At 71.3% G+C, this 26,808-nt stretch carries 24 protein-coding genes and 1 rRNA gene; 16 read left to right on the top strand and 9 right to left on the bottom strand.

The features are described 5' to 3' along the window. A 5S ribosomal RNA gene (rrf, locus tag ACFZAM_RS34945) occupies nt 1-77 on the top strand; the annotation flags it as partial. A 102-nt stretch (nt 78-179) separates the two neighbouring features. Here rrf and ACFZAM_RS34940 read toward each other — a convergent pair. Continuing rightward, entirely contained in the window at nt 180-1,337 is a 1,158-nt protein-coding gene (locus ACFZAM_RS34940) for a Cmx/CmrA family chloramphenicol efflux MFS transporter (RefSeq protein ID WP_391052073.1), read from the bottom strand. A 342-nt stretch (nt 1,338-1,679) separates the two neighbouring features. On the opposite strand from ACFZAM_RS34940, the gene ACFZAM_RS34935 reads away from it, so the two are divergent. From ACFZAM_RS34935 to ACFZAM_RS34900, 8 genes are all read left to right on the top strand, one after another. After that, nucleotides 1,680-2,327 carry an HAD family hydrolase gene (locus tag ACFZAM_RS34935; protein ID WP_355340706.1) on the top strand — a complete coding sequence of 216 codons (648 nt, stop codon included), beginning with the start codon at nt 1,680-1,682 and terminating at the stop codon, nt 2,325-2,327. Nucleotides 2,328-2,496: 169 nt separating this feature from the next. Continuing rightward, nucleotides 2,497-3,678 carry an MFS transporter gene (locus ACFZAM_RS34930; protein WP_355340745.1) on the top strand — a complete coding sequence of 394 codons (1,182 nt, stop codon included), beginning with the start codon at nt 2,497-2,499 and terminating at the stop codon, nt 3,676-3,678. Then, a complete protein-coding gene (locus ACFZAM_RS34925; protein WP_355340703.1) occupies nt 3,647-4,819 on the top strand; it encodes an acetoin utilization protein AcuC in 1,173 nt (390 codons plus the stop codon). Before ACFZAM_RS34930 ends, ACFZAM_RS34925 begins: the two co-directional genes overlap by 32 nt. Before the next feature lie 246 nt (nt 4,820-5,065). Beyond that, nucleotides 5,066-5,899 (top strand): phosphatase, encoded by an 834-nt coding sequence (locus ACFZAM_RS34920; RefSeq protein ID WP_391052069.1) that lies wholly within the window; start codon nt 5,066-5,068, stop codon nt 5,897-5,899. A 128-nt stretch (nt 5,900-6,027) separates the two neighbouring features. Beyond that, on the top strand, nt 6,028-6,249 hold the full coding sequence (locus ACFZAM_RS34915; protein WP_188281714.1) for a helix-turn-helix domain-containing protein: 222 nt from the start codon (nt 6,028-6,030) through the stop codon (nt 6,247-6,249). A gap of 137 nt (nt 6,250-6,386) precedes the next feature. Further along, on the top strand, nt 6,387-6,485 hold the full coding sequence (locus tag ACFZAM_RS34910) for a 30S ribosomal protein bS22 (RefSeq protein ID WP_003948845.1): 99 nt from the start codon (nt 6,387-6,389) through the stop codon (nt 6,483-6,485). A 195-nt stretch (nt 6,486-6,680) separates the two neighbouring features. After that, nucleotides 6,681-7,748 (top strand): NAD-dependent epimerase/dehydratase family protein, encoded by a 1,068-nt coding sequence (locus ACFZAM_RS34905; protein WP_355340696.1) that lies wholly within the window; start codon nt 6,681-6,683, stop codon nt 7,746-7,748. 26 nt (nt 7,749-7,774) lie between these two features. Next, complete coding sequence (locus tag ACFZAM_RS34900) at nt 7,775-9,061, top strand: 1-acyl-sn-glycerol-3-phosphate acyltransferase (protein ID WP_391052065.1); 1,287 nt, start codon at nt 7,775-7,777, stop codon at nt 9,059-9,061. A 98-nt stretch (nt 9,062-9,159) separates the two neighbouring features. On the opposite strand, the gene ACFZAM_RS34895 is transcribed toward ACFZAM_RS34900, so the two are convergent. The 4 genes from ACFZAM_RS34895 to ACFZAM_RS34880 form a co-directional block, all read right to left on the bottom strand. Further along, nucleotides 9,160-10,431: a DUF5667 domain-containing protein gene (locus ACFZAM_RS34895; protein WP_391052062.1), complete on the bottom strand. Its 1,272-nt coding sequence runs from the start codon at nt 10,429-10,431 to the stop codon at nt 9,160-9,162. A 241-nt stretch (nt 10,432-10,672) separates the two neighbouring features. Next, on the bottom strand, nt 10,673-11,497 hold the full coding sequence (locus ACFZAM_RS34890; RefSeq protein WP_391052059.1) for an ECF subfamily RNA polymerase sigma factor, BldN family: 825 nt from the start codon (nt 11,495-11,497) through the stop codon (nt 10,673-10,675). Nucleotides 11,498-11,837: 340 nt separating this feature from the next. Continuing rightward, nucleotides 11,838-12,851 carry an HAD-IB family hydrolase gene (locus ACFZAM_RS34885; protein ID WP_355340685.1) on the bottom strand — a complete coding sequence of 338 codons (1,014 nt, stop codon included), beginning with the start codon at nt 12,849-12,851 and terminating at the stop codon, nt 11,838-11,840. A 103-nt stretch (nt 12,852-12,954) separates the two neighbouring features. Further along, nucleotides 12,955-13,221 (bottom strand): glutaredoxin family protein, encoded by a 267-nt coding sequence (locus ACFZAM_RS34880; protein ID WP_355340682.1) that lies wholly within the window; start codon nt 13,219-13,221, stop codon nt 12,955-12,957. A 196-nt stretch (nt 13,222-13,417) separates the two neighbouring features. On the opposite strand from ACFZAM_RS34880, the gene ACFZAM_RS34875 reads away from it, so the two are divergent. The 5 genes from ACFZAM_RS34875 to ACFZAM_RS34855 all read left to right on the top strand — a co-directional run bounded on the left by ACFZAM_RS34875 (nt 13,418) and on the right by ACFZAM_RS34855 (nt 19,306). Next, nucleotides 13,418-14,116: an exonuclease domain-containing protein gene (locus ACFZAM_RS34875; RefSeq protein WP_391052055.1), complete on the top strand. Its 699-nt coding sequence runs from the start codon at nt 13,418-13,420 to the stop codon at nt 14,114-14,116. A 131-nt stretch (nt 14,117-14,247) separates the two neighbouring features. Further along, nucleotides 14,248-14,958 (top strand): redox-sensing transcriptional repressor Rex, encoded by a 711-nt coding sequence (locus tag ACFZAM_RS34870; protein ID WP_188281706.1) that lies wholly within the window; start codon nt 14,248-14,250, stop codon nt 14,956-14,958. Then, on the top strand, nt 14,955-16,310 hold the full coding sequence (locus ACFZAM_RS34865) for a glutamyl-tRNA reductase (protein ID WP_355340676.1): 1,356 nt from the start codon (nt 14,955-14,957) through the stop codon (nt 16,308-16,310). The genes ACFZAM_RS34870 and ACFZAM_RS34865 overlap by 4 nt, the downstream gene beginning before the upstream one ends. Nucleotides 16,311-16,655: 345 nt before the next feature. Further along, nucleotides 16,656-17,648, top strand: coding sequence for a hydroxymethylbilane synthase (gene hemC / locus ACFZAM_RS34860; protein ID WP_355340673.1), 993 nt, complete (start codon nt 16,656-16,658; stop codon nt 17,646-17,648). Further along, nucleotides 17,645-19,306, top strand: a complete 1,662-nt coding sequence (locus ACFZAM_RS34855) for a bifunctional uroporphyrinogen-III C-methyltransferase/uroporphyrinogen-III synthase (RefSeq protein ID WP_355340670.1) — start codon at nt 17,645-17,647, stop codon at nt 19,304-19,306. The genes hemC and ACFZAM_RS34855 overlap by 4 nt, the downstream gene beginning before the upstream one ends. A 131-nt stretch (nt 19,307-19,437) precedes the next feature. On the opposite strand, the gene ACFZAM_RS34850 is transcribed toward ACFZAM_RS34855, so the two are convergent. After that, nucleotides 19,438-21,666 carry an AAA family ATPase gene (locus ACFZAM_RS34850; protein ID WP_391052087.1) on the bottom strand — a complete coding sequence of 743 codons (2,229 nt, stop codon included), beginning with the start codon at nt 21,664-21,666 and terminating at the stop codon, nt 19,438-19,440. Nucleotides 21,667-21,826: 160 nt separating this feature from the next. Here ACFZAM_RS34850 and ACFZAM_RS34845 point away from each other — a divergent pair, with 160 nt between their 5' ends. Beyond that, nucleotides 21,827-21,976 carry a hypothetical protein gene (locus tag ACFZAM_RS34845; RefSeq protein ID WP_391052049.1) on the top strand — a complete coding sequence of 50 codons (150 nt, stop codon included), beginning with the start codon at nt 21,827-21,829 and terminating at the stop codon, nt 21,974-21,976. Between the two features lie 306 nt (nt 21,977-22,282). Beyond that, nucleotides 22,283-23,269 (top strand): porphobilinogen synthase, encoded by a 987-nt coding sequence (gene hemB / locus ACFZAM_RS34840; protein ID WP_391052047.1) that lies wholly within the window; start codon nt 22,283-22,285, stop codon nt 23,267-23,269. 17 nt (nt 23,270-23,286) lie between these two features. Here hemB and ACFZAM_RS34835 read toward each other — a convergent pair whose 3' ends face one another. The 3 genes from ACFZAM_RS34835 to ACFZAM_RS34825 form a co-directional block, all read right to left on the bottom strand. Then, nucleotides 23,287-24,183 carry a patatin-like phospholipase family protein gene (locus ACFZAM_RS34835; RefSeq protein ID WP_391052044.1) on the bottom strand — a complete coding sequence of 299 codons (897 nt, stop codon included), beginning with the start codon at nt 24,181-24,183 and terminating at the stop codon, nt 23,287-23,289. Nucleotides 24,184-24,260: 77 nt separating this feature from the next. Continuing rightward, nucleotides 24,261-25,577 carry a hypothetical protein gene (locus ACFZAM_RS34830; protein ID WP_391052041.1) on the bottom strand — a complete coding sequence of 439 codons (1,317 nt, stop codon included), beginning with the start codon at nt 25,575-25,577 and terminating at the stop codon, nt 24,261-24,263. Next, a complete protein-coding gene (locus ACFZAM_RS34825) occupies nt 25,574-26,617 on the bottom strand; it encodes a fatty acid desaturase (RefSeq protein ID WP_391052038.1) in 1,044 nt (347 codons plus the stop codon). The genes ACFZAM_RS34830 and ACFZAM_RS34825 overlap by 4 nt, the downstream gene beginning before the upstream one ends. Between the last annotated feature and the right edge of the window lie 191 nt (nt 26,618-26,808).

Raw genomic sequence — 26,808 nt, 5'->3', positions numbered from 1 at the left:
CGAACCCGGAAGCTAAGCCTTTCAGCGCCGATGGTACTGCAGGGGGGACCCTGTGGGAGAGTAGGACACCGCCGAACAATTTTTATGGAAGAGGCCCGGCCTCGGATCTTAGGATCCGACGCCGGGCCTCTTTTGCGTTCTCCGCCACCCACCGGAAAACCGGTTTTCGAGTCCGCCTATCAGCCGGGCGTCGAGGACAGGAGGAGCGGGAGAGCGAGGAGGACGAGGAGGGCGCTGGTCCAGAAGGGGGCGAGGGGGCCGGCGCTTGTGCGGAGGGTGGCGGCGGCGGTCAGGGGACCGAGGGCCGCGCCGAGGTTGAGGGCGGCGGTGGCGTATGAGCCGGACATGGTGGGGGCGGCGGCTGCTTCGTAGAGGACGCGGGTGATCAGGGTGCCGCCGAGGAGGAAGGACAGGGCGCCCTGGAGGAAGACGAGGGGGAGCAGGGCGGCCGGCTGCGCGGCCAGGAGGGCCAGGGCGAGCCAGCCGAGGAGCAGCAGGGGGCCCGCGGTGGTGAGGACCAGGCCGGGGCGGTGGTCGGCGAGGCGGCCCGCGAGGGTGACTCCGGCGAAGGAGCCGGCGCCGAAGAGCATCAGGGCCACCGGGATCCACAGGCGGCCGAGGCCCGCGGTGTCGGTGACGACCGGTGCGAGGAAGGTGAAGCTCGCGAAGGTGGCCGCGTTCACCAGGGCGCCGAGCAGCAGACTCGTCATCAGGCGGGGGGACGTGAGCAGTGCCAGCTCGGTGCGCAGGCCGGGTCCGGCCTTGGACGTACGGGCCGACGGCCGGGCCGGAACGCCCTTGAGGATTCCGGCGGCGGCGGGCAGGCAGAGCGCGGCGACCGCCCAGAAGGTGGCCCGCCATCCCAGCAGGGTGCCGAGCACCGCGCCCGCGGGCACCCCGGCGACCGTGGCCACTGTCGTCCCGGAGAGCAGTACGGCCAGCGCGCGCCCCTTGCGGTCGGGGGACACGAGGGTGACGGCGGTGGTGAGGGCGACGGCGAGGAAGCCCGCGTTCGCGAGCGCGGCGACGATCCGGGTGGCGAACAGGACCGGGAAGCTGCCGGTGACGGCGCCCGCGGCGTGCGCCGCCGCGAAGGCGACGACGAAGGCGAGCAGGCTGCTGCGGGCGGGCCAGGCGCGGGCGAGGGCGGCCATCAGCGGGGCGCCGACGACCATGCCGATCGCGAAGGCCGAGGTGAGCGTGCCCGCGGTGCCGACCGTCACGTCGAGGTCGGCGGCGATGTCCGGCAGGAGGCCGGCCAGCATGAATTCGGAGGTGCCCATGGCGAAGACGGCCATGGCGAGCAGGTACAGCGGAACAGGGAGACGGAGAGGCATCGGGAAAGGCTCCGAGGTGAGGAGATGCACGAGAGGAAACGTGAAAACGTCGTCTCGTCACCGCGGTCAGCACCCGGGGTGCGGCAGCCGTCCAGCCATGGCCGCGCGAAGAGTCGCACGAAAGCCCGGAGGGCCACGAAAGCCCGGAGGGCCGCTCAAAGCGCGGAGGGCCGCGAAAGGCCGCGCAAAAGGAGCGTGCGAAAAAGGCGGACGGTGAAAGGGAGCTGCGAACTCAGTGGTTCAGGGGGCTGACGGCGTGACCGAAAGCCCCCGCCTTGGATGCCTCGGGGCTCGACATGGCCCGTACGCTACCGGATGCGTGCCCCCAACTACAGTGGCCGTATGCGGTATGACCTGGTCATCTTCGACAACGACGGCGTCCTTGTGGACAGCGAGCCGATATCCAACCGGATTCTCGCCGGGCACCTGACGGAGGTGGGGCATCCGACGACGTATGAGGACTCGATCCGGGACTACATGGGCGCGGCGGTGCACCGGGTGCACGACGTGGTGTGGGAGCGGTCGGGGCGGCGGCTGCCCGAGGGGTTCGACGAGGAGCTGCACGCGCGGGTCTTCGCGGCCTTCGAGCGGGAGCTGGAGCCGGTGGCGGGGGCGGCCGGGGTGCTGGACCGGCTGGTGGCGGAGGGGGTGCCGTACTGCCTGGCGTCGTCGGGGAGCCATGAGCGGATCAGGGTGGCGCTGCGCAGGACCGGGCTGTACGAGCGGTTCGGGGAGGAGCGGATCTTCTCGTCGCAGGACGTGGGGCGGGGGAAGCCGGCGCCGGATCTGTTCCTGCACGCGGCGGCCGTGATGGGGGTGGCCCCCGAGCGGTGCGCGGTGGTCGAGGACAGTCCGTTGGGGGTGCGGGCGGCGGTCGCGGCGGGGATGGACGTGTACGCGTTCACGGCGATGACCCCGGCGGAGAAGGTGGCCGACGCGACGGCCCTGTTCGGTGCGATGGAAGGGCTGCCCGACCTGCTGCTGAGGTGAGCGGGAGCGGTCCGGGGAGCCGTCCGGCGCGGGTTGATCACAATTGTGACCCCCGCCACCTACTCATCCGTAGCTTCCGCGTTTACGCTGCTCGCTCATGGACGAAGCCGCGCAGAGCGCCCCCGGGGGGCCCGCCGCCCCCGTGAAGTACCGGCAGCCGGACGACCGGCTGCGGCACGGGCGGGCCGCGCTCGCGATCAGCTTCTTCGCGCAGGGCGCGCTGTTCGCGCTGCTGGTCACCCGGATTCCGGCGATCCAGGACCGGTACGGCATCAGCGACGGGCTGCTGCCGGTGTTCCTGGCGGCGGTGCCGATCCTCGCGGGCCTGGGCAGCGTGGCGACCGAGTACGTCGTGAAGCGGATCAGGCCGAGTGCGGTGCTGCGCTGGGTGCAGCCGGTGGTGGCCCTGGTCCTGCTGCTGCTCGGCGCGGGCGACCAGTTGTGGATGGCGGCGGTGACGCTGGCGCTGTTCGGGGTGTGCGTCGGCGGTCTGGACGCGTCGATGAACATGCTCGGGGTGAGCCTCCAGCACACCTACGGCCGCAGCATCATGCTCGGCTTCCACGCCTCGTACAGCCTGGGCGGGATCGTCGGGGCGTGTCTGGCGTGGTCGGGGGCGCACTGGCACATCTCGCTGGTGGCGCTGTACGGGCCGGTGGTGGCGCTGCTGATCCCGCTGACGCTGGTGGCGAGCCGCTGGTACGCCGACCAGGAGCAGCCGTCCGTCACCGAGCTGGGGGGCGAGAAGCAGGCCGTCGTGATGCGGCTGCTGATGCCGCTCTGTCTGGTGATGGCCTTCGCGTACATCGGTGACTCGACGGTCTCCAACTGGAGCGCGAAGTACCTCCAGGACACCTTGCACAGCTCGGAGCAGCTCTCCACCGTGCCGTACGCCGTCTACATGGTGACGACGCTGATCGGCCGTTCGGTGGGTGACTTCGGGGTGCGGCGGTACGGTGCCGCGTCCGTCGTCCGGCTGGGGACGGTGCTGGCGATGGCGGGCTTCGCGGTGGTGGCGGTGGCGCCGGGGGCGTGGGTGGGCATGCTGGGCTTCACGCTGCTGGGGCTCGGGCTGTGCGTGATCGTGCCGCAGACGTTCGCGGCGGCCGGGCGGATGTTCCCCGGTGCCTCGGACTCGGCCATCGCGCGGCTGAACATCTTCAACTACGTGGGTTTCCTGGTCGGCTCGCCGCTGGTGGGCGCGCTGGGCGATGTGTGGAGCTACCGCGGGGCGATGCTCGTGCCGATGGTGCTGGTGGGGGCCACGCTGTTGTACGCCAAGTCCTTCGAGGCCGGGCCCGCCGGGTACGGTGTCGGCCATGAGCGGCCGAGCACAGTTGATGTGGGATGAGCGGGTAACCAAGTACGACTTCGGTCCGGGCCACCCGATGGACCCGGTGCGGCTGTCGCTCACGCGCGGGTTGGTGCGGGCCTTCGGGCTCGACCGGGAGCTGTCGGTGGTGGCGGCGCCCGCGGCCGGCGACTCGACGCTGGCGCTGGTGCACCGGGCGGATTACGTGGCGGCGGTGCGGGCGGCGTCCGCCGATCCGGCCGCGGCGGATCTGTCGTACGGGCTCGGTACCGAGGACAATCCGGCGTTCGCGGGGATGCACGAGGCGTCCGCGCTGATCGCGGGGCAGTCGGTGGGCGCGGCCGAGGCGGTGTGGCAGGGCGATGTGCTGCACGCGGTGAACTTCGCGGGCGGGCTGCACCACGCGATGCCGGGCGCGGCGGCGGGTTTCTGCGTCTACAACGACGCGGCGCTCGCGGTGGCCCGGCTGCTGGAGCTGGGCGCGGAGCGGGTGGTGTACGTGGACGTGGACGTACACCACGGCGACGGTGTGCAGACGGCGTTCTGGGACGACCCGCGGGTGCTGACGATCTCGCTGCACGAGCATCCGCGGACGCTGTTCCCGCAGACGGGGTGGCCGGAGGAGACGGGCGGGCCGTCCGCGGAGGGCGGCGCGGTCAATGTGGCGCTTCCCGCGGGGACGGGTGACGCGGGCTGGCTGCGGGCCTTCCACGCGGTGGTGCCCGAGCTGGTGGCGGCGTTCCGGCCGCAGGTGGTCGTCTCGCAGCACGGCGCGGACACCCACTTCGAGGACCCGCTGGCGCATCTGGCGGTGTCGCTGGACGCGCAGCGGCTGGTCGCGGAGGCGTGTCACGCGCTGGCGCACGACCACGCGGAGGGCCGCTGGGTCGCGCTGGGCGGCGGGGGTTACGCGGTGGCCGATGTGGTGCCGCGTACGTGGACGCATCTGGTGGGGATCGCGGCGGGCGCGCCGGTGGCGCCGAAGACGCCGGTTCCCGAGGAGTGGCGGCACGAGGTCTACGCCCGGACCCGGCAGCAGGGGCCGCTGCGGATGACGGACGGCCGTGATCCGCACTGGGCGGACTTCGCCGACTCCGGTTACGACCCGGCGGACCGGCTCGACCAGGCCGTGATCGCCACCCGCCGCGCGGTCTTCCCGCTCCACGGCCTGCTGCCGTAGGGCCTGTCCGGCGGCACGCCGTAGCGCGTTGTCCCCTTTTCCGGCGAGCGTGGCGCTCCTTCTCCACGGAATCCCCCAATTTCGCACACGCCGTCACCGCGTTGTTCGGTAACCCGTTACAGCGGGACGCGTACGCGTGTGGCGTAGGTCTTCTACGTCCGGAGCGCACTCGGCGCGGGTCACCCGCACGGGGTGTTTTTGGCGGTTTCGTACCCGGCGGGCGGAGGGAGTCGGGACGATCAAGGGGTGCTGAGTGTCGGCGCGCTGCGCGCGCATCTGGTGGCGGCCGGGCTGGCGGGACGGGTCTCGACCCCGAGGGAGAAAAGTCTGCACAGTTACCGGCTCTTCGCGGCGCGGGATCCGCGCCAGACGCTGGGGCTGGATCCGGAAGGGGAGTGGGGCACGGCGGAGTTGCTGCGGCTGATGGCCGACCGCTGCGGTGTGTCGCCGGACCCGGCGGACACCTCGGGGCAGGACACGATCGACCCGGACTGCACGGTGGCGGCGCTGGACGCCTTCGCCGAGCGTCTTGGCAGGGCGGCGCAGGATCGTATCCCCGTTCTGCTGGGGACGGGCCACCCTCATCGGCTGTTGGGCTTCTACGCCTCTTTGGCCGCCGCGCTGTCGGCGGCGGGATGTGTGATTCTCACCCCTGCGTACGGCGGCTACGTCGATATGCCGACACAGTTCGGGGTACGGCGTCACAATCTTTGGTACGTGGGAGGTGTCGCCGTGGTGCGCCCCGTGCCTGGTGCGGAGGGTTCGCAGGAGGGTGCGGGGGCGGGCGAACCGGGTGCTCATACGCACTCCCCGCTGCCCGTCAGAGCGGCCCTCGCGGCTGCCGCGGAGCAGGGCGGAGTGCTGCCGCGGCTGGTGGTCGGGGACCACGGATTCGTATGCGGGGCAGGGCAGTTGGGCATCGAGGCGATCGGTCTCGCGGACTCCGACGACCCCGCGGTGTTCGTCGCGGAAGCGGAGGGCAGGGTGTCGGTCGCGGTACCGCTGGACGACACCGTGCGGTCCGATTACTACCGGCCGCTTACCCGCTACGTACTCCATCGGGCGTGGCTGTCACAGTAATCAACTATTGGCAACTCCTCTTCCCCACTTGCATCATGCGCCCCTAATCTGAGGGGGAGCGCACTTGACTGTTGGAGTCGCCGGAGGGGAAGCCGGTGGCCGTCAGGTGCGGAAAGTTCAGGTGTGTCATGGCTTCAAGCGAAACCAGGCCTCTCAACGAGGTCGTGTTCCTTACCGTGGCCGAAGTTGCCGCGGTCATGCGCGTGTCCAAGATGACGGTGTACCGGCTGGTGCACAGCGGTCATCTGCCGGCGATCCGGGTGGGGAGGTCTTTCCGGGTTCCGGAGCAGGCCGTCCACGACTACCTGCGTGAGTCCTATGTGGGGGTGGGGGTGGGGGAATCTGCCTGATCTCGCCCGCCGAGGGCCGCTGACCGCCTGCGTGGGGCTCGGTTTATGCTCGTCCGCCTCGGGCGGGTAGGCTTGGCCGACGTAGGTCGTGTGGGCTCGGACGCCCCGCACCGAGTGAAAACGAAGCGAGGGTAGTCGTGGGCTCTGTCATCAAGAAGCGGCGTAAGCGTATGGCCAAGAAGAAGCACCGCAAGCTGCTGAAGCGGACGCGCGTTCAGCGTCGCAACAAGAAGTAAGCGGGCTCGACGCAGTACGCCGCTCTTCCTGCCCCCTCCACCGCCCGTAGGCGGCGGAGGGGGCAGTGGCGTTTCCGGGGCAGGTGTGACTGAGGGGGCAGCGGCGTGACGTCGGCGGCCCGCACAGCGGGCCGTCACTGCGGCGCAACAACGAACGGGTACGGTGCGTACAACCCCGTAGGAAGGCGCTGAACCGTGGGCAAGGTGGTGCTCGTCACCGGAGTCGCGCGACCGATCGGCGGCCGTTTCGTCCGCCGCGTCCTGCGGGAGCCGGAGGTCGACCGGGTGATCGCGGTCGACGCCGTACCGCCCGAGCACGATCTGGGCGCCGCGGAGTTCGTCCGCGCCGACATCCGGCAGCCCATGATCGCCAAGGTCCTCGCGCAGACGTCGGTCGACACCGTCGTGCACCTGGACGTCAGCGCCACCACCACGATGGGCTCCGGCGGCCGGACGCAGGTCAAGGAGACCAACGTCATCGGCACGATGCAGCTCCTGGGCGCCTGCCAGAAGGCCCCGACCGTACGGCGCCTGGTCGTGAAGTCCACCACCAGCGTCTACGGCGCCGCGCCGCGCGACCCGGCCGTCTTCACCGAGACGATGCCCGCCAAGTCGCTGCCGAGCGGCGGCTTCGCGAAGGACGCCGTCGAGGTCGAGGGGTACGTACGGGGCTTCGCGCGCCGCCGCCCGGACGTCGCGGTCGCGGTGCTGCGGTTCGCGAACATCCTCGGCGCGCACGCCGACACCCCGCTCGCGGAGTTCTTCGCGCTGCCCGTGCTGCCCACCGTCCTCGGCTACGACCCCCGGTTGCAGTTCGTCCACGAGGACGACGTGAACGAGGTGCTGGTACTGGCCGCGCTCGACGCGCGGCGCGGGACCCTCAACAGCGGGACGTTCAACATCGCGGGCGACGGGGTGCTGCTGCTGTCGCAGACCGCGCGGCGGCTCGGCAAGCCGACCGTGCCGGTGCTGCTGCCCGCGGTCACCTGGATCGGGCGGACGCTGAAGGCCGCGGGCGTCACCGACTTCTCGCGCGAACAGATTCGGCTGTTGACGCACGGCAGGGTGGTGGACACCCGGCAGATGCGTGAGACGCTCGGTTTCGTGCCGGCGTACACGACGGCCGAGACGTTCGCCGACTTCGCGCGCAGCCGCGGGCCCGGGCTGCTGCCGCCGGACCGGATGGCGCGCGCCGTCGACCGGCTCGCCGCGGCGGCGCTGGCGCCCGACGCCGCGGACGCCACCGACGCCGACCACGCGTGACCGCACCAGGCAGAAGGAGTCGAACCATGGCAGACGCCAAGGTGATCCCGTTCGGCGACGATTCGCGGGCGCGGCGTACGGGCTCGGGTTCCGGCTCGGGTCCGGGGTCCGGCTCGGGTTCCGGCCGGTCGCGCGGCGGCCGGTCCGCGGGCGCCAGGAAGAAGGACGGCGCCGGGTCGTCCGGCGCGGGCGGGCCGGGCACGCAGCCGCTGGCGGCGGTGCCCGAGGTGCCGGAGACCCAGGAGACGGCCGAGGCGGGCTCAGACCCGGGCGGTACGGGCGCAGCGGTCCCCGCGCAGGCAAGCGGCGGCGGGACCGAAGCGGAATCCGCCACGGGGGCGCGTACGGGTTCCGGTTCCGGGTCCGCTTTCGGGTCCGCCTCAGGGTCCGCTTCCGGTTCCGGTTCCGCCGCGGGGGACGAGGGGCCGGGGCTGGCCGCCGCGCTCGGCGGGGTCGCCGACCGGCTGCTCGGCGGGGACTGGGAGCGGAAGGTCGCCTCCGGCCTGTCGTTCCTGCGGCGCCGGGTCACCGGCGAGTACGAGGTCGACGAATTCGGCTACGACGCCGAGTTGACCGAGCAGGTGCTGATGTCGGTGCTGCGGCCGTTCTTCGACACGTACTTCCGGGTCGAGGTGAAGGGCATCGAGAACATCCCCGCCGAGGGCGGGGCGCTGGTGGTCTCCAACCACTCCGGGACGCTGCCGGTCGACGGCCTCATGACGCAGGTCGCCGTGCACGACCACCACCCGGCGGGACGGCACTTGCGGCTGCTCGCCGCCGACCTGGTCTTCATGCTGCCGGTGGTCAACGAATTCGCCCGCAAGGCCGGGCACACGCTGGCGTGCGCGGAGGACGCCGAGGTCTTGCTGGAGCGCGGTGAGGTCGTCGGGGTCATGCCGGAGGGCTTCAAGGGACTCGGCAAGCCGTTCTCGGAGCGGTACAAGCTCCAGCGGTTCGGGCGCGGCGGATTCGTCGCGACGGCGCTGAAGACGAAGGTGCCGATCATTCCGTGCTCGGTGGTCGGCGCCGAGGAGATCTATCCGATGGTCGGCAACTCCCGCACCCTCGCGCGCGTGCTCGGCGTCCCGTACTTCCCCCTCACCCCCACCTTCCCCTGGCTGGGGCCGCTCGGGCTCGTCCCCCTCCCCACCAAGTGGACGATCCAGTTCGGCGAGCCCATCCTCACCGACGCCTACCCGCCCGAGGCGGCGGAGGACCCCATGCTCGTCTTCAACCTGACCGACCAGGTCCGCGAGACGATCCAGCACACCCTGTACAAGCTGCTGGTGGACAGGCGGTCCGTCTTCTTCTGAGGGCGGCCCCGCCACGCGGCGGGCGGTGTTCTTCTGAACGTGAAAGGGCGGCCGGTTCTCCTCGCGGGGAGCCGGCCGCCCTTGGGTGTGCGGTGGTGCTAGTCGTTCGAGTCGTCCACGCCGAGGCCGAGGCCGGGGAGGAGACCGGGCAGGAGCGGGGGGAGGGTGACGGAGTGGGGCGGGGTGGCGGAGGTGGACGGGGTGTCCGTGGCGCCGTTGCCGCTGCCGGGAGTGCTGTTCGGCGGGGGCGGGAGCAGCGGGCCGCCGATCAGGCCCTCGTGCTGCGGGGTGGTGGGCGACGCCGACGGGTTGCCGCTCGGCGCCTGCCCGGACTTGCTGTCCCCGGACGCGGGCGCGGACGGCGTGCCGGAGCCGGAGCCCGTACCGCTGCCCGTACCGTCGTCGCTTCCGCCGCCGGAACGCCGGTGGCCCCGGGAGCCGGAGGAGCTGTCGTCCTTCGGCTTGGGGAGCACGGATTCGAGCGGCTTGACGTCATCGTCTATGGCGGCGAAGACCGACGAGACCTGGTCGGAGACATCGGTGAGCTGGCTGGGCAGCTTGCCCCGCATCTCGGTCCAGCTCTGCCGGTGCGACGCGGCGAAGGTGTTGAGCAGCGCCATCGGCTGGAGCGAGCCGTCCTTCGCGTACGCCTGGGTGAGCAGCCGGTGTCCCTCGGCGGCCTCCTGCCGCATGCCGGACAGCGCCTTGCGCACATCGCCGACGGACTCGTCGTCGAGCTGTCCGCCGCGCTGCCGGTCCATGAGCCGCCGGGCCTCCTGCATGCGCGTGGAGGCCATGTCGAGGTAGACCTTGCCGCGGGAGGCGTCACTGCCCGCCATGTCGAGCTTCAGGTCCTCCATGCCCCGCTTGAGGCCGTAGAGGGTGTCACCTGGCAGCGCGTTCGTACTGGCCGCCGCGACTCCGCCGAAGGCACCGGCGGCGACGCCGACGGACAGGCCGCCGACCGCGAGCCGCCGGGACAGCCGGGAGCGCGGGGTGAGCTTGCGCAGCCGGTGGGCCCCGTGTCCGCCGGTGCCCTCCGAGCGCTGCTCGGGAACCCGGCCGGTGACCTCGAAACTGCCGTCGGCGATGGCCTGTTCCATCGCGGCGATGAGCTGCGCGCGCTGGACGGTCTTCTTCTCGGCGTCCAGTACGGGCGCCGGCCGGTCGCCGATGGCCGCGGCGAGCGACAGCAGCGAGTCCTGTTCGGGATCCGCGTGCCGGGCCGCGGCATGGCTGCCGTGCTGCCCGCTCGCCGGTCCGGCACCGCCGCCACCGCGCTCGCCGGTGGTCTCGTCGAGGACAGCAGCGTCCTCAAGGGCCTGGGCGAAGGCGTTCGCCCGGCGGTGTGCCGTTGCCTGTCCGATCACGGGCGGCACCTCCTCTCGTCATCCACACTCGACTCCCCATGCCGCCCGGAAGGTTGCGTTCCCGGCTGCCGTCCACCCGATCGAGTGAACAGCAACAGGCAGCGCGCGGCACAGATATGTCTGCATGTGATGCAACGAGTGCCGGGCCAGTTGGGTTACGCAGGTCTGATGATCGGGTCGGCTCTGATGATCGGACTGATAGGCCGAATGACGGCCTGCCGGGGTACGGGACAACGCGGACTCACCGGGCGTCTTCCGGTAGCAGCCTGGCCAGGGTGCGGACCGCCCGGTACTGGAGGGTCTTGATCGCCCCCTCGTTCTTGCCCATGATGCGGGCGGTCTCGGCCACCGAGAGACCTTGGAGAAACCGCAGCGTCACGCACTCCTGCTGCTGCGGATTGAGCTTGCGCACGGCCTGGAGCAGCGCCTCGTTCGACAGCGACTCCAGAACGGAGTCCTCGGGGCTGCGCTCGACCTCGTTCGCGTCGAGCATTTCACCGGTGGTCACTTCCAACCGGAACCGGCTCGATTTGAAGTGGTCGGCGACCAGATTGCGGGCGATCGTGACCAGCCACGCGCCGAAGTCACGGCCCTGCCAGGTGAAGGTACCGATTCTGCGCAGGGCGCGCAGGAACGTCTCACTCGTCAGATCCTCGGCCGTGGCTTTGCTGCCGACGCGGTAATAGATGTAGCGGTAGACGGTGTCGGAGTAGTGGTCGTAGAGCCGTCCGAAGGCTTCGGTCTCGCCTTCCTGGGCCCTTTCGACCAGGTCCATCATCCGGCCGCTGTCGGTGTCGGAGGCCGGGCGGCGGGCGGTGGTCGTGGCGGTCGACTGACCGCCGCCGGAGCCGTTGCCCGCGCCGGTGGTGCTGGTGGAGCTGCTGCGGGTGCGTCTGCCTGCGGCTGTGCTGACTTCGGCCAGCGCGTAAGCGTGGCCGGGGACGGTGGGACCGGACGTGGCGAAGGCGGGCACGGCGTACGTGGGGACTGTGCGCATCAGGCGGTCAACCACCAGTGCGCGCAACGCAGCCAGGCCAGAGGTGTCAACCCCGTCGTGTGGGTACACGGGACTCCCAGAGGCAGAACTTCCATCACGTGCAGTACGGGACCGTTCACTCGTCGTGGCGACGTGTGGGTACCGGAATGCGTCTGAGGAGAATAACGCTTCGTACAGGCGACGCTACACCGAGTTGCTCAAATCGCCGTTTCCGCCACTTCCTAAGCGGAATGGTGATCGAGCAATTATCGAACAGGCGCCCTTAGTTGACCACTTCTGCTCGTGAAATGGTCGCGGAGAGAGCGTGTTGTGGTCGTGTTCACGCGTGTCGCTCCCGCCACTTCGGACGCCCCGCGGCGCGGCGGATCCGCGGCGTCACGGGGGTCACAGGCGTCCCGTGACGGCTGCGTCAGGAGTGCCGGCGGCGGCTGATCGCGACGGCGGCCAGGGCGCCGCCCGCCACCGCGCCCATCCCGGCCGCGGCGGGGATGCCGATCTTGGCGGCCTTGCGCCCGGTGCGGTAGTCGCGCAGCCGCCAGCCCTCGGCGCGGGCGTGCTTGCGCAGCCTGCTGTCGGGGTTGATGGCGTAGGGGTGGCCGACCAGGGACAGTATCGGGATGTCGTTGGAGGAGTCGCTGTACGCGGCGCACAGCGACAGGTCCAGGTCCTCGGCGGCGGCCAGGGCGCGTACGGCCTCGGCTTTCGCGGGTCCGTGCAGCGGCTCGCCGACCAGGTGCCCGGTGTAGACGCCGTCGATCGACTCGGCGACCGTGCCGAGCGCGCCGGTCAGGCCGAGGCGGCGGGCGATGATCGTGGCGGTCTCGACGGGTGCGGCGGTCACCAGCCAGACGCGCTGCCCGGCGTCCAGGTGGGCCTGGGCGAGCGCGCGGGTGCCGGGCCAGATCTTGCCCGCCATGTACTCGTCGTAGATCTCCTCGCCGATGGACATCAGTTCCTCGACGCGGTGCCCCTTGATGATGGACAGCGCGCTCTCGCGCACGTCCCGCATGTGCTCGGGGTCCTCGTTGCCCGCCATGCGGAAGTACGTCTGCTGCCAGGCGAAGCGCAGCAGGTCGCGGGTGTCGAAGAACTTCCGCTTGTACAGGCCGCGGCCGAAGTGGAATATCGCGGCGCCCTGCATCACGGTGTTGTCGAGGTCGAAGAAGGCCGCCGCGCGGGGCTGGTCGTGCGCCGGGAACTCAGGTTCCGCGGGCTCGTCCGGCTTCCCCGTCCTGGCGGATTTCGCGGACGCCGCGGATCTCGCGGACGTGACGGTTTCCTCCGGCCCGGCGGAAACCGCGTCCCGCGGCCGGGTCTTGGTGGCCAGGGCGGTCTCCGCGGCCAGTGCCGCGGCCTCGCCTGCCAGCACACTGCGCTCGGTGCCGGCCTGCCTACGGGGGGTGAGCCATCTGCGTGCGGCCATACCGCGAGCATAACCACCCGGCGCGTCAAGCCCTGTTCGCGCACGATGCGGGGGCGTGAACGCCACACGACCGGACAGTGACCGGCTGCGGGTCCCGGCCGGGTCAGCCCGCGGTGAGCGCCGCGCGCAGCCGCTTCTCGTCCACGCGCCAGAACGTGTGCTGCTCGCCGTCGATGAGGACGACGGGGATCTGCTCCCAGTACCGCGCGTACAGCGCCTCGTCCCGGGTGATGTCCCGTTCCTCCACGGCCGCGCCGGTCTCGCCCGCCACCTTCTCGATCACGGTGCGCGCGTCGTCGCACAGGTGGCAGCCGGGCTTGCCGATGAGCGTGACCGTGCGCACGGCCGCCGCGGTGTCGTCGTTCGTCATACGGGCCATTGTGCGCCGGACGGTCCGGGCCCCCGTACGGCGCCGGGTCGCACCACCTGTCACCCGTGACCCTCCGTGCGGCCGTACTGCACCTGTGTCACAGGCGATATGCGGGCGTTACTCGCACTCGCGCACATTCGATTACGATCGAGGTCGTTTTGTACGGCCGGGGGCGATGCGTGAGGAGTGTGACCGCGTGCTCTCGGCTCCGAGCCAGGCTTCGGCGTACGGCTTTGCCGTGGTCGACGTCGAGGCGACCGGTTCGTCGTCGCGGCGGCACCGGGTGGTGGAGCTGGCGGTCGTACTGCTGGACAAGGACCTGACTCCGCAGGGCGAGTTCACGACGCTCGTCGATCCGCACGGTCCGGTCGGCCCGACGCACATCCACGGCATCGAGGGCGGCGACCTCGGCGGGGCGCCCTCGTTCGACGGCATCGCGGCCCGGCTGCTGAGCCTGCTGCGCGGCCGGGTGCTCGTGGGGCACAACGTGGGGTGCGACCGCTCGTTCCTGGCCGCCGAGTACGCCCGCGTCGGGGTGCGGCTGCCGTCTATACCAGAACTTTGCACGATGCGGATGGCCGCCGCCCGCTTGCCCGCTCCGCACGGACTGTCACTGCGCGACTGCGCCGAGGCAGCGGGCGTCACGGAGTGGCACGCGCACACCGCGCTGGGTGACGCCCGTGCGACGGCTGAGCTGTTCTCGCACTACGTTCGGGGTGCGGAATCGGTCGAATTTGCGGAATCCGCCGTTCTGGACGAGCGGCTGGCGCAGGCCGCCGCGGTGGAATGGCCGCAGGCCACTGGCCTACCGGGGGTCGTTGACGCACTCTGGAAGCGCCGCAGCAACGATTCCGCACGGCGAATGGTGCCCAATGTCCGTAATGGGAGCGCGTGATGCCGGTCACGTCCGCCGGGCAAATCGGACACCATCTTTGTGCACGCGTTCACAAAGACATAGCCTGCTGTCCACGGGGCGGCCCCAAAGACCGTGGTCGTCTTCAGCCCAGCTCTACCCGCAGGAGCACCGTGGCAACTGGCCGATCTCACCGACCGGCGACCCGCAGCCGAGGGATTCCCGAGGCCACCGTCGCCAGACTTCCGCTGTACCTGCGGGCACTGACAGCACTCTCCGAGCGCTCGGTGCCCACCGTGTCGTCGGAGGAACTCGCCGCCGCCGCCGGGGTCAACTCGGCCAAGCTGCGCAAGGACTTCTCCTACCTCGGCTCCTACGGGACCCGTGGCGTGGGCTACGACGTCGAGTACCTCGTCTACCAGATCAGCCGTGAGCTGGGCCTCACGCAGGACTGGCCGGTCGTCATCGTCGGTATCGGCAACCTCGGCGCCGCGCTCGCCAACTACGGCGGGTTCGCCTCCCGCGGCTTCCGGGTCGCCGCGCTGCTGGACGCCGACCCCGCCCTCGCGGGCCGTCTGGTCGCCGGGCTCCCGGTCCGCCACATCGACGAGCTGGAGTCGATCGTCGACGACAACCAGGTGTCGATCGGCGTCATCGCCACGCCCGCCGGCGCCGCCCAGGAGGTCACCGACCGCCTCGTGGCCGCCGGTGTGACCTCGATCCTCAACTTCGCGCCGACCGTGCTGACCGTTCCGGACGGCGTCGACGTACGCAAGGTCGACCTCTCCATCGAGCTGCAGATCCTCGCCTTCCACGAGCAGCGCAAGGCGGGCGAGGACCGCCAGGACCCGGACGGTGACGTACCCGCCGTGATGCCCGCATGAGCGTTCTCGTCGTCGGACTCAGCCACCGCAGCGCACCCGTGAGCGTCCTGGAAAGGGCCGCGCTCACCGGGGACGCCCGCGCCAAGCTGCTCCAGGACGCGCTCGCCGCGGAGCCCGCGGCCGAGGCGGTGGTGCTCTCGACGTGCAACCGCATCGAGCTGTACGCGGACGTCGACAAGTTCCACGCCGGGGTCGCCGAACTGTCCACGCTCCTCGCCCAGCACAGCGGCGTCGGCCTCGAAGAGCTGACCCCGCACCTGTACGTGCACTACGAGGACCGGGCCGTCCACCACCTGCTCTCCGTGGCCTGCGGGCTGGACTCCATGGTCGTCGGCGAGGGCCAGATCCTCGGCCAGATCAAGGACGCGCTGGCCGCGGGGCAGGAGCTGCACACCGCGGGGCGGCTGCTCAACGACCTGTTCCAGCAGGCCCTGCGGGTCGGCAAGCGCGCCCACTCCGAGACCGGGATAGACCGGGCGGGCCAGTCCCTGGTCACCTTCGGCCTGGACCAGCTCGCCGTGACGACGGGACCGCTCGCCGGCCGCCGCGCCCTCGTCGTCGGCGCGGGCTCCATGTCCTCCCTGGCCGCCGCCACGCTCGCGCGCGCGGGTGTGCGCGAGCTGGCCATCGCCAACCGCACGGTCGACCGGGCCGAGCGCCTCGCGGCGACCCTGGCCTCCGACAACGGCGCCCTCGACAGCCGCGCGATCACCATGTCCGAGGTGTCCGCCGCGCTGCGCACCGCCGACGTCGTGGTGTCCTGCACCGGCGCGACCGGCCTGGTGCTGAGCGCGGACGACCTGCGCGCCGCCCTCGCCGAGCGCCCGGCGGGCACCGACCTCGCCGTGCTTGACCTCGCCATGCCGCGCGACATCGACTCGGCCGCGCACGCCCTGCTCGGCGTGCACCTGGTCGACATAGAGTCGCTGGCCGCCGCGTCCGCCGACGCGCCCATGGCCGCCGACGTCGACGCCGTGCGCGGCATCGTCTCCGAAGAGGTCGCCGCCTTCGGCGCGGCTCAGCGTGCCGCTCGCATCACGCCCACCGTGGTGGCGCTGCGCGCCATGGCCGCCGACGTCGTGGCGGGTGAACTTTCCCGCCTCGAAGGTAGGCTGCCCGATCTGGACGACAAGCAGCGCGCCGAGATCACCCAGACGGTGCGCCGCGTCGTCGACAAGCTCCTGCACGCGCCCACCGTGCGGGTCAAGCAGCTCGCGGGCGAACCGGGCGGCGCGGGCTACGCCGACGCCCTGCGCGAGCTCTTCGACCTCGACCCGCAGGCCGTAGCCGCCGTCCGCTCCGCGCCGACCCGCACCACCCTGGGCGTCCCAGAACCGAATCGAGGCCGCTGAATGAACGAGACGGGTGCCCCGCACGAGCCCGGGGCTGTGTCTGATCTGGGGCTGCCGCCGGGTGGGCGCGAGGTGTCTGAGGCGGTGCCGGACGCGGCTGGACGTGCCCCGCAGGGGCGCGGGCCTGTGTCTGATGTGCGGCTGCCGCCGGGTGGGCGCGAGGTGTCTGAGGCGGTGCCGGACGCGGCTGGACGTGCCCCGCAGGGGCGCGGGGAACTGCGCGGCCGGCCGGTGACGGCCGGTGGTCCGGGAACAACCGGCAGTGCCCCGCTGGACCCGGCGCAGACGAGCGGCGCCGCCGCGGCTGAGGCCGCGGTGCCCCACGCCCCCGAGGGGGCACCCTCCGTGCGCGAGGAAGCCGTCGAGGGGGCACCCTCCTCGCACGGGGCGCAGCCCCTTCGGCTGGGGACCCGGCGGAGCAAGCTGGCGATGGCGCAGTCGGGCATGGTCGCCGCCCAGGTGACGGAACTGACCGGCCGCCCGGTCGAGTTGGTCGAGATCACCACGTACGGCGACGTCTCGCGCGAGAATCTGGCCCAGATCGGCGGCACCGGCGTCTTCGTGTCGGCCCTGAGGGACGCCCTCCTGGCCGGCGAGATCGACTTCGCGGTGCACAGCCTCAAAGACCTGCCCACCGCGGCGGCGGACGGCCTGACGCTCGCGGCGATCCCGGTACGGGAGGACCCGCGGGACGCACTCGTGGCCCGCGACGGCCTGACGTTCGAGACGCTGCCCGACGGAGCGCGGGTCGGCACGGGCTCCCCGCGACGGATGGCGCAGCTCAACGCGTGGGCACGGTCACACGGCAGGGCCGTGGAGACGGTGCCGATCCGTGGCAATGTTGACACCCGCATCGGGTACGTTACTTCCGGCACGCTCGACGCGGTCGTACTGGCCGCCGCCGGGCTGAACCGTATCGGCAGGCTCGCGGAGGCGAGCGAGCTGATCGCTGCCGACGCCGTACTGCCCGCTCCCGGCCAGGGAGCGTTGGCGGTCGAATGCGCCGCCTCCAACCAGGAGTTGGCCGCACAGCTCGCCGAGCTCGACGACCCGTTCACCCGGGTCGCCGTGACCGCCGAGCGATCCCTGCTCGCCGCCCTCGAAGCCGGCTGCTCCGCCCCTGTGGGCGCGCTCGCCGACCTCGTGGCCGACGGGCAGACTACCGAGCTGCGCCTGCGCGGTGTCGTCGGCACGACCGACGGCGCCTCACTGGTGCAGATGTCCATCACCGGCCCCGTACCGGCGTCCGACGACGAAGCGCGTGCCCTCGGGCGCGAGTTGGCCGTCGAGATGCTCGCCAAGGGTGCGGCCGGTCTTATGGGGGAGCGCGCACTTTGAACCCCGCCGCCGTCGCTGCAACGACGAACACCGCCGGGACCGCCGGTTCCAACCGACCTTCTTCCGGCCACGTCACCTTCCTCGGTGCCGGGCCCGGAGACCCCGGGCTGCTGACCTTGCGCGCTGTGGAGGCGCTGGCCCGTGCCGACCTGCTGGTCGGCGACGCGCCGGTGCTCGACGTGGTCCGCACGCACGCCCGCGCGGACGTGGGCACGGCCCAACCCGCCGCAGACGGCGAGGTGTTGGACATCTCCGCTGTCTCGGCTGCTGCCACCCAGCTTGTCATGGCGTCCGCGCGGACCGGAAAGCGGGTCGTCCGTGCGGTCGCGGGCGACCCCGGCCTCGACTCGTCCGCGGCCGAGGAGATGCTGGCCTGTGCCCACGCGGGCATCCCCTTCGAGGTCGTGCCCGGCGTGGCCGCCGCCGTCGGCGTACCCGCCTACGCGGGCGTGCACTTGAGCAGTGACGTGCGCTTCGTGGACGCGGCCACCGCCGGCGACCGCTGTTGGAACGAGGTGGGCGCGAGCGACGCGACGCTGGTGGTCTCCACCACGCTCCAGACCGTCGCGATCGCCACCGCGGAACTCATCGCCGCCGGACGCAAGCCCGACACCCCGCTGTCGGTGACCGTCGCCGGGACCACCACCCGGCAGCGCACCTGGACCGCGACGCTGGCCACCATCGCCGCGGAGCTGAAGGCGACCAAGGCGTTGCCGACGCCCGAGGGACCGATCGCCGCGATAGCCGTCGTCGGCGAACGCACCGCCCAGCGCCAGCACTTGTCGTGGTTCGAGACCAAGCCGCTGTTCGGCTGGCGGGTCCTGGTGCCGCGCACGAAGGAGCAGGCGGCGTCGCTGTCCGACCAACTCCGCTCGTACGGCGCCGTGCCGCACGAGGTGCCGACCATCGCGGTCGAACCGCCGCGCACCCCGCAGCAGATGGAGCGGGCCGTCAAGGGCCTGGTGACCGGACGCTACGAGTGGATCGCCTTCACGTCGGTGAACGCCGTCAAGGCGGTGCGCGAGAAGTTCGAGGAGTACGGGCTCGACGCGCGGGCCTTCGCCGGTATCAAGGTCGCCGCGGTCGGCGAGCAGACCGCCCAGTCGCTGGTGGAGTTCGGCGTCAAGCCGGACCTGGTGCCCAGCGGCGAGCAGTCCGCGGCCGGGCTGCTGGAGGACTGGCCGCCGTACGACCCGGTCTTCGACCCGATCGACCGCGTCTTCCTGCCGCGCGCCGACATCGCCACCGAGACGCTGGTGGCCGGACTGGTCGAGCTGGGCTGGGAGGTGGACGACGTGACGGCCTACCGGACCGTGCGCGCCTCGCCGCCGCCCGCCGACACCCGTGAGGCCATCAAGGGCGGCGGATTCGACGCGGTGCTGTTCACCTCGTCCTCGACCGTGCGCAATCTCGTCGGTATCGCGGGCAAGCCGCACAATGTCACCGTGATCGCCTGCATCGGGCCCGCCACCGCCAAGACGGCGGAGGAGCACGGGCTGCGGGTGGACGTCATGTCGCCCGAGCCGTCCGTGCTCGCCCTCGCGCAGGCCCTCGCCGACTTCGGTACGGCCCGCCGGGTCGCGGCCGAGGAGGCGGGCGACCCGGTGACCCGTCCCAGCGAGCGCCGTCCCGGCTCGCGCAGAAGGGCCCGCGTCTAGGGCCTGGGTCTGAGGCCCGGATCTGAGGCCCGCGTCCAGGGCCCGGATCTGAGGCCCGCGTCCAGAGCCCAGACCCAGGGCCCGGACCCAGGGCCCGCGTCGAGGACCTGGTGGGCCCCACGGGCCCACGACTACCGCAGCGCCGGGGGCAGTTGCTCCCGGTGGACGACGCCCAGGCGCTGCGTGGCGCGGGTGAGCGCCACATACAGGTCGCTCGATCCGAACCGGGCGGGCTCCACGACCAGCACATGGTCGAACTCAAGGCCCTTGGCCTGGCGCGGGGCCAGCAGCACCAACGGCCGGGTCAGGTCGGGCGCTTCGCCCGCCGTGACACCGTCCAGCGCGGCGGCGATCTCCTCGTGCAGCTCGCGCGGCGCGATCACCGCCAGGCGGCCCTGCCCCGGCAGCGGCGTCAGCTCCGCGGCGGCCTTGGCGACCGTCCCCGCCAGATCCCCGCCCGCGTCCCGCGTCCACGGCCGCTCGCCGGTCGACCGCACCGACACCGGCAGGACGTACCGCGGGTCCTGCGCCCGTACGACCCTGGCCGCCAGCTCCATGATCTCGGCGGGCGTACGGTAGTTGACCTTCAGCGTGACGTGCTCGAAGCGGTCCCCGACGTACGGCCGCAGGATGTTCTCCCACGAGCCGACGCCCGCCGCCTCCGACGTCTGCGCCGGGTCGCCGACCAGCGTCAGCGAACGCGTCGGGGTGCGGCGCATCAGCAGCCGCCACCCCATCGGCGACAGGTCCTGCGCCTCGTCCACGATGATGTGCCCGAACGCCCAGGTGCGGTCGGCGGCGGCGCGTTCGGCCGCGCTGCGGTGGTCGTCCTCCTCGTGCCGCTCCGCCATCCGCTCGGCGTCGATGATGTCGTGCGCGGCCAGGACCTCGGACTCCTCGTCCTCGAACTCGTACGACTCCGAGCCCCGCGACAGCTCCAGCACGCCCTGCGCGTAGGCGATCCGCTCCTGGCGTACGGCCTCCTCGGCCGCCAGCCGGGCGCTGTCGTCCACGCCGAGGAGTTCGGCGGCCTCGTCCAGCAGGGGGACGTCCGCGGGCGTCCACGGGGCGTCGAGGGGGTTGTCGGGGCGCGGGCGCCGGATCGCGTCGGCGTCCTCGGCGGGCAGGTACACCGGCGCGGCCAGATAGTCGGCCAGGAACGCCTCGGGGGTCAGCGGCGGCCACAACTCGTCGACGGCGGCGTGGACTTCCTTGCTCGCCGCGATGGCCCGGCCGAGCAGCGCGATGTCGTCGGGCCCGAGGAAGTTGGGCCCGCCGTACGGGTCGGCGCCGATCCGCTCGGCGAGCTGCGCGGTCAGCGCGTCGATCACGCGGAAGACGAAGTGCGGGCGGCCGAGGTTGTGCGGCAGCAGGGTGTCGCGGGCCGCCTGCCGGGCCTCGTACGCGATCTCCCAGTCGAGGATGAGGTCGCCGTCGTCGTGCCGGATGATCAACGGGGCGCCGGGCTCGGGCAGTTGCTGCCGGTCGCGGACGGCCGTCGCCAGCGCCTCGGCCATCTCCTCGCCGCCCTTGACGGCGGCGGCGCGCGGCGTGTCGGTGCCGGTGGCGTGGACGCCGGGGAAGAGTTCGGCCTGGGTGGCGAGCAGGACGCCGGTCTCGCCGAGCGCGGGCAGCACCTCTTCGATGTAGCGCAGGAACGCCGGGTTGGGGCCGACGATCAACACCGCGCGCTTGGAGAGCAGTTCGCGCTGCTCGTACAGCAGGAACGCGGCCCGGTGCAGGGCGACGGCGGTCTTGCCGGTGCCGGGGCCGCCCTCCACGACCAGGACGCCCCGGTGCGGGGCGCGGATGATGGTGTCCTGCTCGGCCTGGATGGTCCGCACGATGTCGCCCATCCGGCCGGTGCGCGCGGAGTTGAGCGCCGCGAGCAGCACGCTGTCGCCGTTGGGGTCCTCGAAGCCGGTGCGTTCGCCGTCGGCCAGGTCCAGGATCTCGTCGTGCAGCTCGGTGACGGTGCGGCCCTCGCTGGCGATGTGGCGGCGGCGCCGCAGGCCCATCGGGGTGTGCCCGGTGGCGAGGTAGAAGGGGCGGGCGACGGGCGCGCGCCAGTCGATGAGCAGCGGCGTACGGTCGGCGTCGTCCTCGCGGATGCCGATCCGGCCGATGTGGTGCGTGGCACCGTCGGAGCGGTCGACGCGGCCGAAGCACAGCGAACCGTCGACCGCGTTCAGCGCCGCGAGCAGGCCGGAGCGCTCCGCGACCCGGATGTCGCGTTCGAGCCGCGCCTGGAGGCCGGTGCCGACCGGCGTCAGCGCGTCCTCGACGCCCTGCGCCGCGACACCGCGCAGCGCGTCGACCCGCGCGTGGACGCGGTCGATGAATTCCTGCTCTTCCCGCAATTCGACGCTTTCCCGATTTGACAAAACGGCTCCCCGTCGGATATGGTTCTTCTTGTTGGCCCCGTGATCGGGGCCTTTCCCATGTGCGCTGAATGCGCGCAGAAGAAACCAATATACGCGTGGCGATCCCCGGTCGGCAATTGCCCACCGGGGATTTCTCGTGCCCCGCGGCCCGTACCCGGTCGTCCTCTGCTCGCCCGGCGCGGGCGACCCGCGCTCGATGGGCACCAAGCTCTACGACGACCTCGCCTCGCGCGGCTACGCCCGCCCCTCGCACCGCTGCCCGGAGGCGCGCCTCTTCTGCGGGTGAGCCCGGCCCGCATCGGCAAGGCGCATGCACCAGGTTGCGACGCCCCCTGGGCCGCGACACCGATGGCCCGTCGGCAACGCCCGAATTTCCGGTGGCCGCCTTTCCGCGGATACGGCGGCGGCCGACGAATTGCGCGGCGCGGAAGCGAACGGATCTTCTTCTCCTCCGCATTGCCGCGGGCCTTTGCGGAGCCGACTGGGCGTCGGGAAAAGCACACCGGGAGCGGGCGTACCGTGGGAGAGAGCCCTCGATCGTGAGGGTGCCTCGATCTCCACGGGTTCGGACCCACGGGAAGGCGGCGCAGCCATGAGCAGCCAATACGGCGAGTTTCCGGGCGCGCGCCCGCGACGTCTGCGGACGACCCCGGCGATGCGCCGCATGGTCGCCGAGACCCGGCTGTCCCCGGCGGAGCTGATCCTGCCGATGTTCGTCCGCGAGGGCATCAGCGCGCCGCAGGAGATCTCCTCCATGCCCGGCGTCGTCCAGCACACCCGCGACTCGCTGCGCAAGGCGGCGGCGGAAGCGGCGGCGGCCGGGGTCGGCGGCATCATGCTCTTCGGCGTGCCCGAGGTGAAGGACGCGGTCGGCAGCCAGGGCACCGAGCCCGACGGCATACTCCAACTCGGCATCCGCGACGTCGTGTCCGAGGTCGGCGACGCGCTCGTGGTGATGTCCGACCTGTGTCTGGACGAGTACACCGACCACGGTCACTGCGGCGTGCTCGACGCCGAGGGCCGCGTCGACAACGACGCCACGCTGGAGCGCTACGCCGAGATGGCCCAGGTCCAGGCCGACGCGGGCGTCCACGTGGTCGGCCCCTCCGGCATGATGGACGGTCAGGTCGGCGTCGTACGCGACGCGTTGGACGAGATCGGCAAGCAGGACGTGGCGATCCTCGCGTACACCGCGAAGTACGCCTCCGCCTTCTACGGCCCCTTCCGCGAGGCCGTCAACTCCTCGCTCAAGGGCGACCGCAAGACGTATCAGCAGGACCCGGCCAACCTCCGTGAGGCGATGCGCGAGCTGGCGCTGGACCTGGAGGAGGGCGCCGACATGGTGATGGTCAAGCCCGCCCTGCCCTACCTGGACGTGCTGCGCCGCGTCGCCGACGAGGTGAACGTGCCCGTCGCCGCGTACCAGATCTCCGGTGAGTACGCGATGGTCGAGGCCGCCGCCGCGAACGGCTGGATCGACCGCGACCGCGCGATCATGGAGACGCTGACGTCCATCCGCCGGGCGGGCGCGAACATGATCCTCACGTACTGGGCGACCGAGGCCGCCCAGCGGCTCTAGGGTCCGCCGGACAGGCCCTAGCCCGCCCCTGCCTCCGAGAAGTCCTCGAACTCGCAGTCGGACAGCGCCGCCAGGGCGTCGGCGTACCCCAACTCCTCGGCCCGCAGCAGCCGTCTGCGGTCGGTCTCCGTCCGGCTGGTCAGGACGTCCGGGTCGGACGGGGTGACGCGGTGGATCGGGACGGACCCGAACGAGCCCTGGACCATGATCTGTTCGGAGACCCGCGCCAGCGGGTTGTAGGCGAGCATCAGGCCGCGCACCGGGGCGGATATGCCGGGTGCGGTACGGATGACCAGCGCCTCCTTGCCGCTGAGGTGGTGGCCGAGCGAGCCCGCGCCGACCGTGGAGACGGCGATGACGGCGCTCGGATTGCGCGCCAGCGCGCGCAGCAGCGGCAGCGGGTCGGAGATGCCGCCGTCCACGTACGTCTGGGACCGCAGCCGGACCCGCCGGTGGTAGAGCACCGGGATGGCCATGGTGGCCCGCAGCACCTCGAAGAGTTCGGCGTCCGAGGTGCACCGGCCGAGGTCGAAGTACTCGGCGATGGACGTGACCGCGTTGGTGACGGCGACCTCGAAGGTCAGCGCGTGCTTGGTCAGGCTGGCCACCGAGAGCCCGGTCTGCTCGCGGATGACGGAGACGAGCAGGTCGACGTCGACCATCTTCGTCACGCGCCTGCTGTCGATGAAGTTCCGGCCGCTGAGGTCGTCCAGGAACGTCTTCACCAGCCCGGTGAGGTCCGGCGCGTCGTCGGCCCGCGCCTGCCCGGCGAGCACCGCCCCGGCCACGCACCCGGCGCTGGAGGAGTGCACGGAACCCACCTTGCTGTGGATGCCGAGGTCGACCATGCCGCGGACGACCCCCAGCGCGTAGATGGACCGCATCGCGCCACCTTGAACAGCGACCGAAAGCATCGGGGCTCCTTGACTACGGTGAGTACGGTGATCGCGGGGATGGCGACCACGGCCAGCGGCTACGGCTACGGCTACGGCTACGGCTTGATGAGCTTGATGACCTGGACGGCGATGGCGACCGTCGGCGCGAGGACGGACAACGCGCCCGCGAACAGCAGGCCGTTGCGGATCGGCATGGACGGCAACTTCTGTACGTCGCGCAGGCGTTGCAGCGCCACCAGGTAGCGCACCCCCGCGGACGGATCGGTCGAGTCGGGGTCCGGCATGGCGGCGATGATCTGGTCGATCTGCTCCTTGCGGTCGACCCGCACCTGCCGCCTGATGTGCGTCATCGAGCCGATGAACACATAGAGCACCATGCCCACGAAAGCCGCCAGGCACAACAGCGTCGGATAGGTGCCGATGGCCGGCTGGAGGAAGAAGAACATGGCGAAGGACGTCGCGAAGGTGCAGGTGAGTCCGCCCTGGAGGTTGGACACCGCCTGCCGCAGCTTCGCCCAGCCGTAGAAGTTGTCGGGGTTGAGCGGGTTGGTGCCGAATTTGTACTCGTTCTTCAACTGCTTGAGGAATTTGACGTAGTGGATGCCGACGACGCCCTCCGCGTACGCCATGTACATCCCGACCGTGCCCATGAAGATCCACACCACACCGCCGAAGGTGACCGGCGCGGCCCGCCCCCACCACTGGTCGTACAGCGCGTCGGAGCCCAGGAAGTGGAAGAGGTGGCCCTGGAGGCGGAGGTTGATGCCGGTGACGACGGCGACGATGCCGAGCAGCACCAGCCAGGAGTATTTGCCGTGCTTGGCGTATTTGGCGTTGAGGTCGTCCACGGCCGACTTCAGGTGGGCGCGCGCCTGGTCGTCGCAGCGGATGCAGCCGGACTTGTCCAGGCTCTCGTGGAGGGTCTGGAGGCTGCGGAAGATGCCGTAGACCAGCGGGACGGACCAGGCGATCGAGAAGGTCAGGATGCAGGAGGGGTAGTCGCGCAGGAACGGTACGGCGTTCGCGTCCGGGTCCGCGCTCTCACGCCGGGACAGGAACGACCACACGTCCGAGAGCACGCTGAGGTCCCAGTGCGGCCGGTAGAACGAGTTCATGATCAGCGCCGACCAGGACACGAGCAGGCAGGCGAGGAGCACCGCCCAGATCGCGACGACGTACGGCGACCGCTCGTCCTCGGGGCTGCCGGCGGGGCCCGGCGTCACGGACCGTTTCTTCAGCAGCCGCGAGACGAGGATCGGCTCGACGAGGAAGGGCTTGATGTTCAGCGCTTCGGAGGTGATCGGGACGGGCGTGGGAGGCGGGCCAGGGGGCGGGACCGGGGTCGGCCCCCCCGCGCCTCCGGCGCCTCCGGCGGTCGGCGCGGGAATCGGTCCGGTGGTCGGTGCGGTCACAGTTTCCCCCCGTGTCCAGCGGTGTCCTGCGGTGCCGGGTTCTGTCCTGCGGAGTTCTTTCCCGCGCAGTTCTGTCCCGTGCCGCTCTCCGGCACGGAAAGCGCCCGGATGAGCCGGCCGTGCGATTTCACGGCCGCCCACATCGACGGATGCGTCCGTACCGTCATTTCGGTTCCGGCGAGCAGGGCGACGAGACGTTCCGTCGCCGCCGGGAGTTCGGGAAAGGTCAGCGTGGGCGCGAGGTGATGGACGCAGTGATACGTCGTGCCGCCGCTGAGCCAGTACCAGAATCCCCGGCTGCCGCCCACGTCGGTGGACCGGGAGAGCTGAGCGGAAAGCGATTCCGTTCCGTCGACGGAAGGACCGTATTCGGCCAGATCCGTATTGTGCTGCACCTGGGTGATCAGCGAGACGAAGGTCCCGGATATCAAGTGGAACAGCAGATACGTCAGCAGTGCCCGGCGCGTCGGCAGCACCAGGAAGACCGGAATCCAGACAACGGCGTGCGGCAGGTACTTGTCGGCCAGCAGAAACCACGGCCAGCCGCGCCCCCGGGGCCCGACCACCCGCCGGACGACCGCCTGCCGTGTCGTCCACAGCTCGCTCGGCTTGAGCATGTTCAGCGTGGAGAACGGCAGCAGCAGCCACATGTAGAGGTGCTGCGCGCGGTGCAGGGCGTGCCACGGCTGCTCGGCGGTCACCCGCCCGAACCAGCCGAACTGGATGTCCGGGTCGAACGCCGGATTTCCCACGTACCGGTGGTGCAACCGCACGTGCTTGTGAAACCACCAGCGCGGCCCGAGGCCGATCGCCGCCGACCCCGCACGCAGTACGGCTTCCGACCTCCACCGGCCGCCGCGCACATTTCCGTGCACCGCGTCGTGGAACCAGGACCCGACCATGGAAACGGACGCCAGTGCGAAAAGCGTGATTCCGCCGAACCACGCGATACCGCCGGGCGAGACGAACGGCGACCGTGCGAAGGCGAGTACCAGAACGTATCCGGCGGACATGAGCGCGACCCGTACCGCGAAGTCCACGGCATAACGGGAAGCGGGCGGTCTGGCCCTTCGGGATAACTCCGACTGCCGAAATCCGCGCAGAAGGTGATCGGACGCAGGCGGGCCCGATTCGAGCGGGGGAGTGGAGGCTAATGGACCTGAGGAGATACGGCTCTGCATTGGTGCTCTCCGGTGCCTGTACGCCCCGAAAGCGGCGGACGATTGGCAGA

Source organism: Streptomyces sp. NPDC008079, assembly GCF_042957385.1.
Taxonomy (GTDB): Bacteria; Actinomycetota; Actinomycetes; order Streptomycetales; family Streptomycetaceae; genus Actinacidiphila.
Note: the sequence above shows the minus strand (reverse complement) of the source record. Positions and strands in the feature narration are given on the sequence as shown.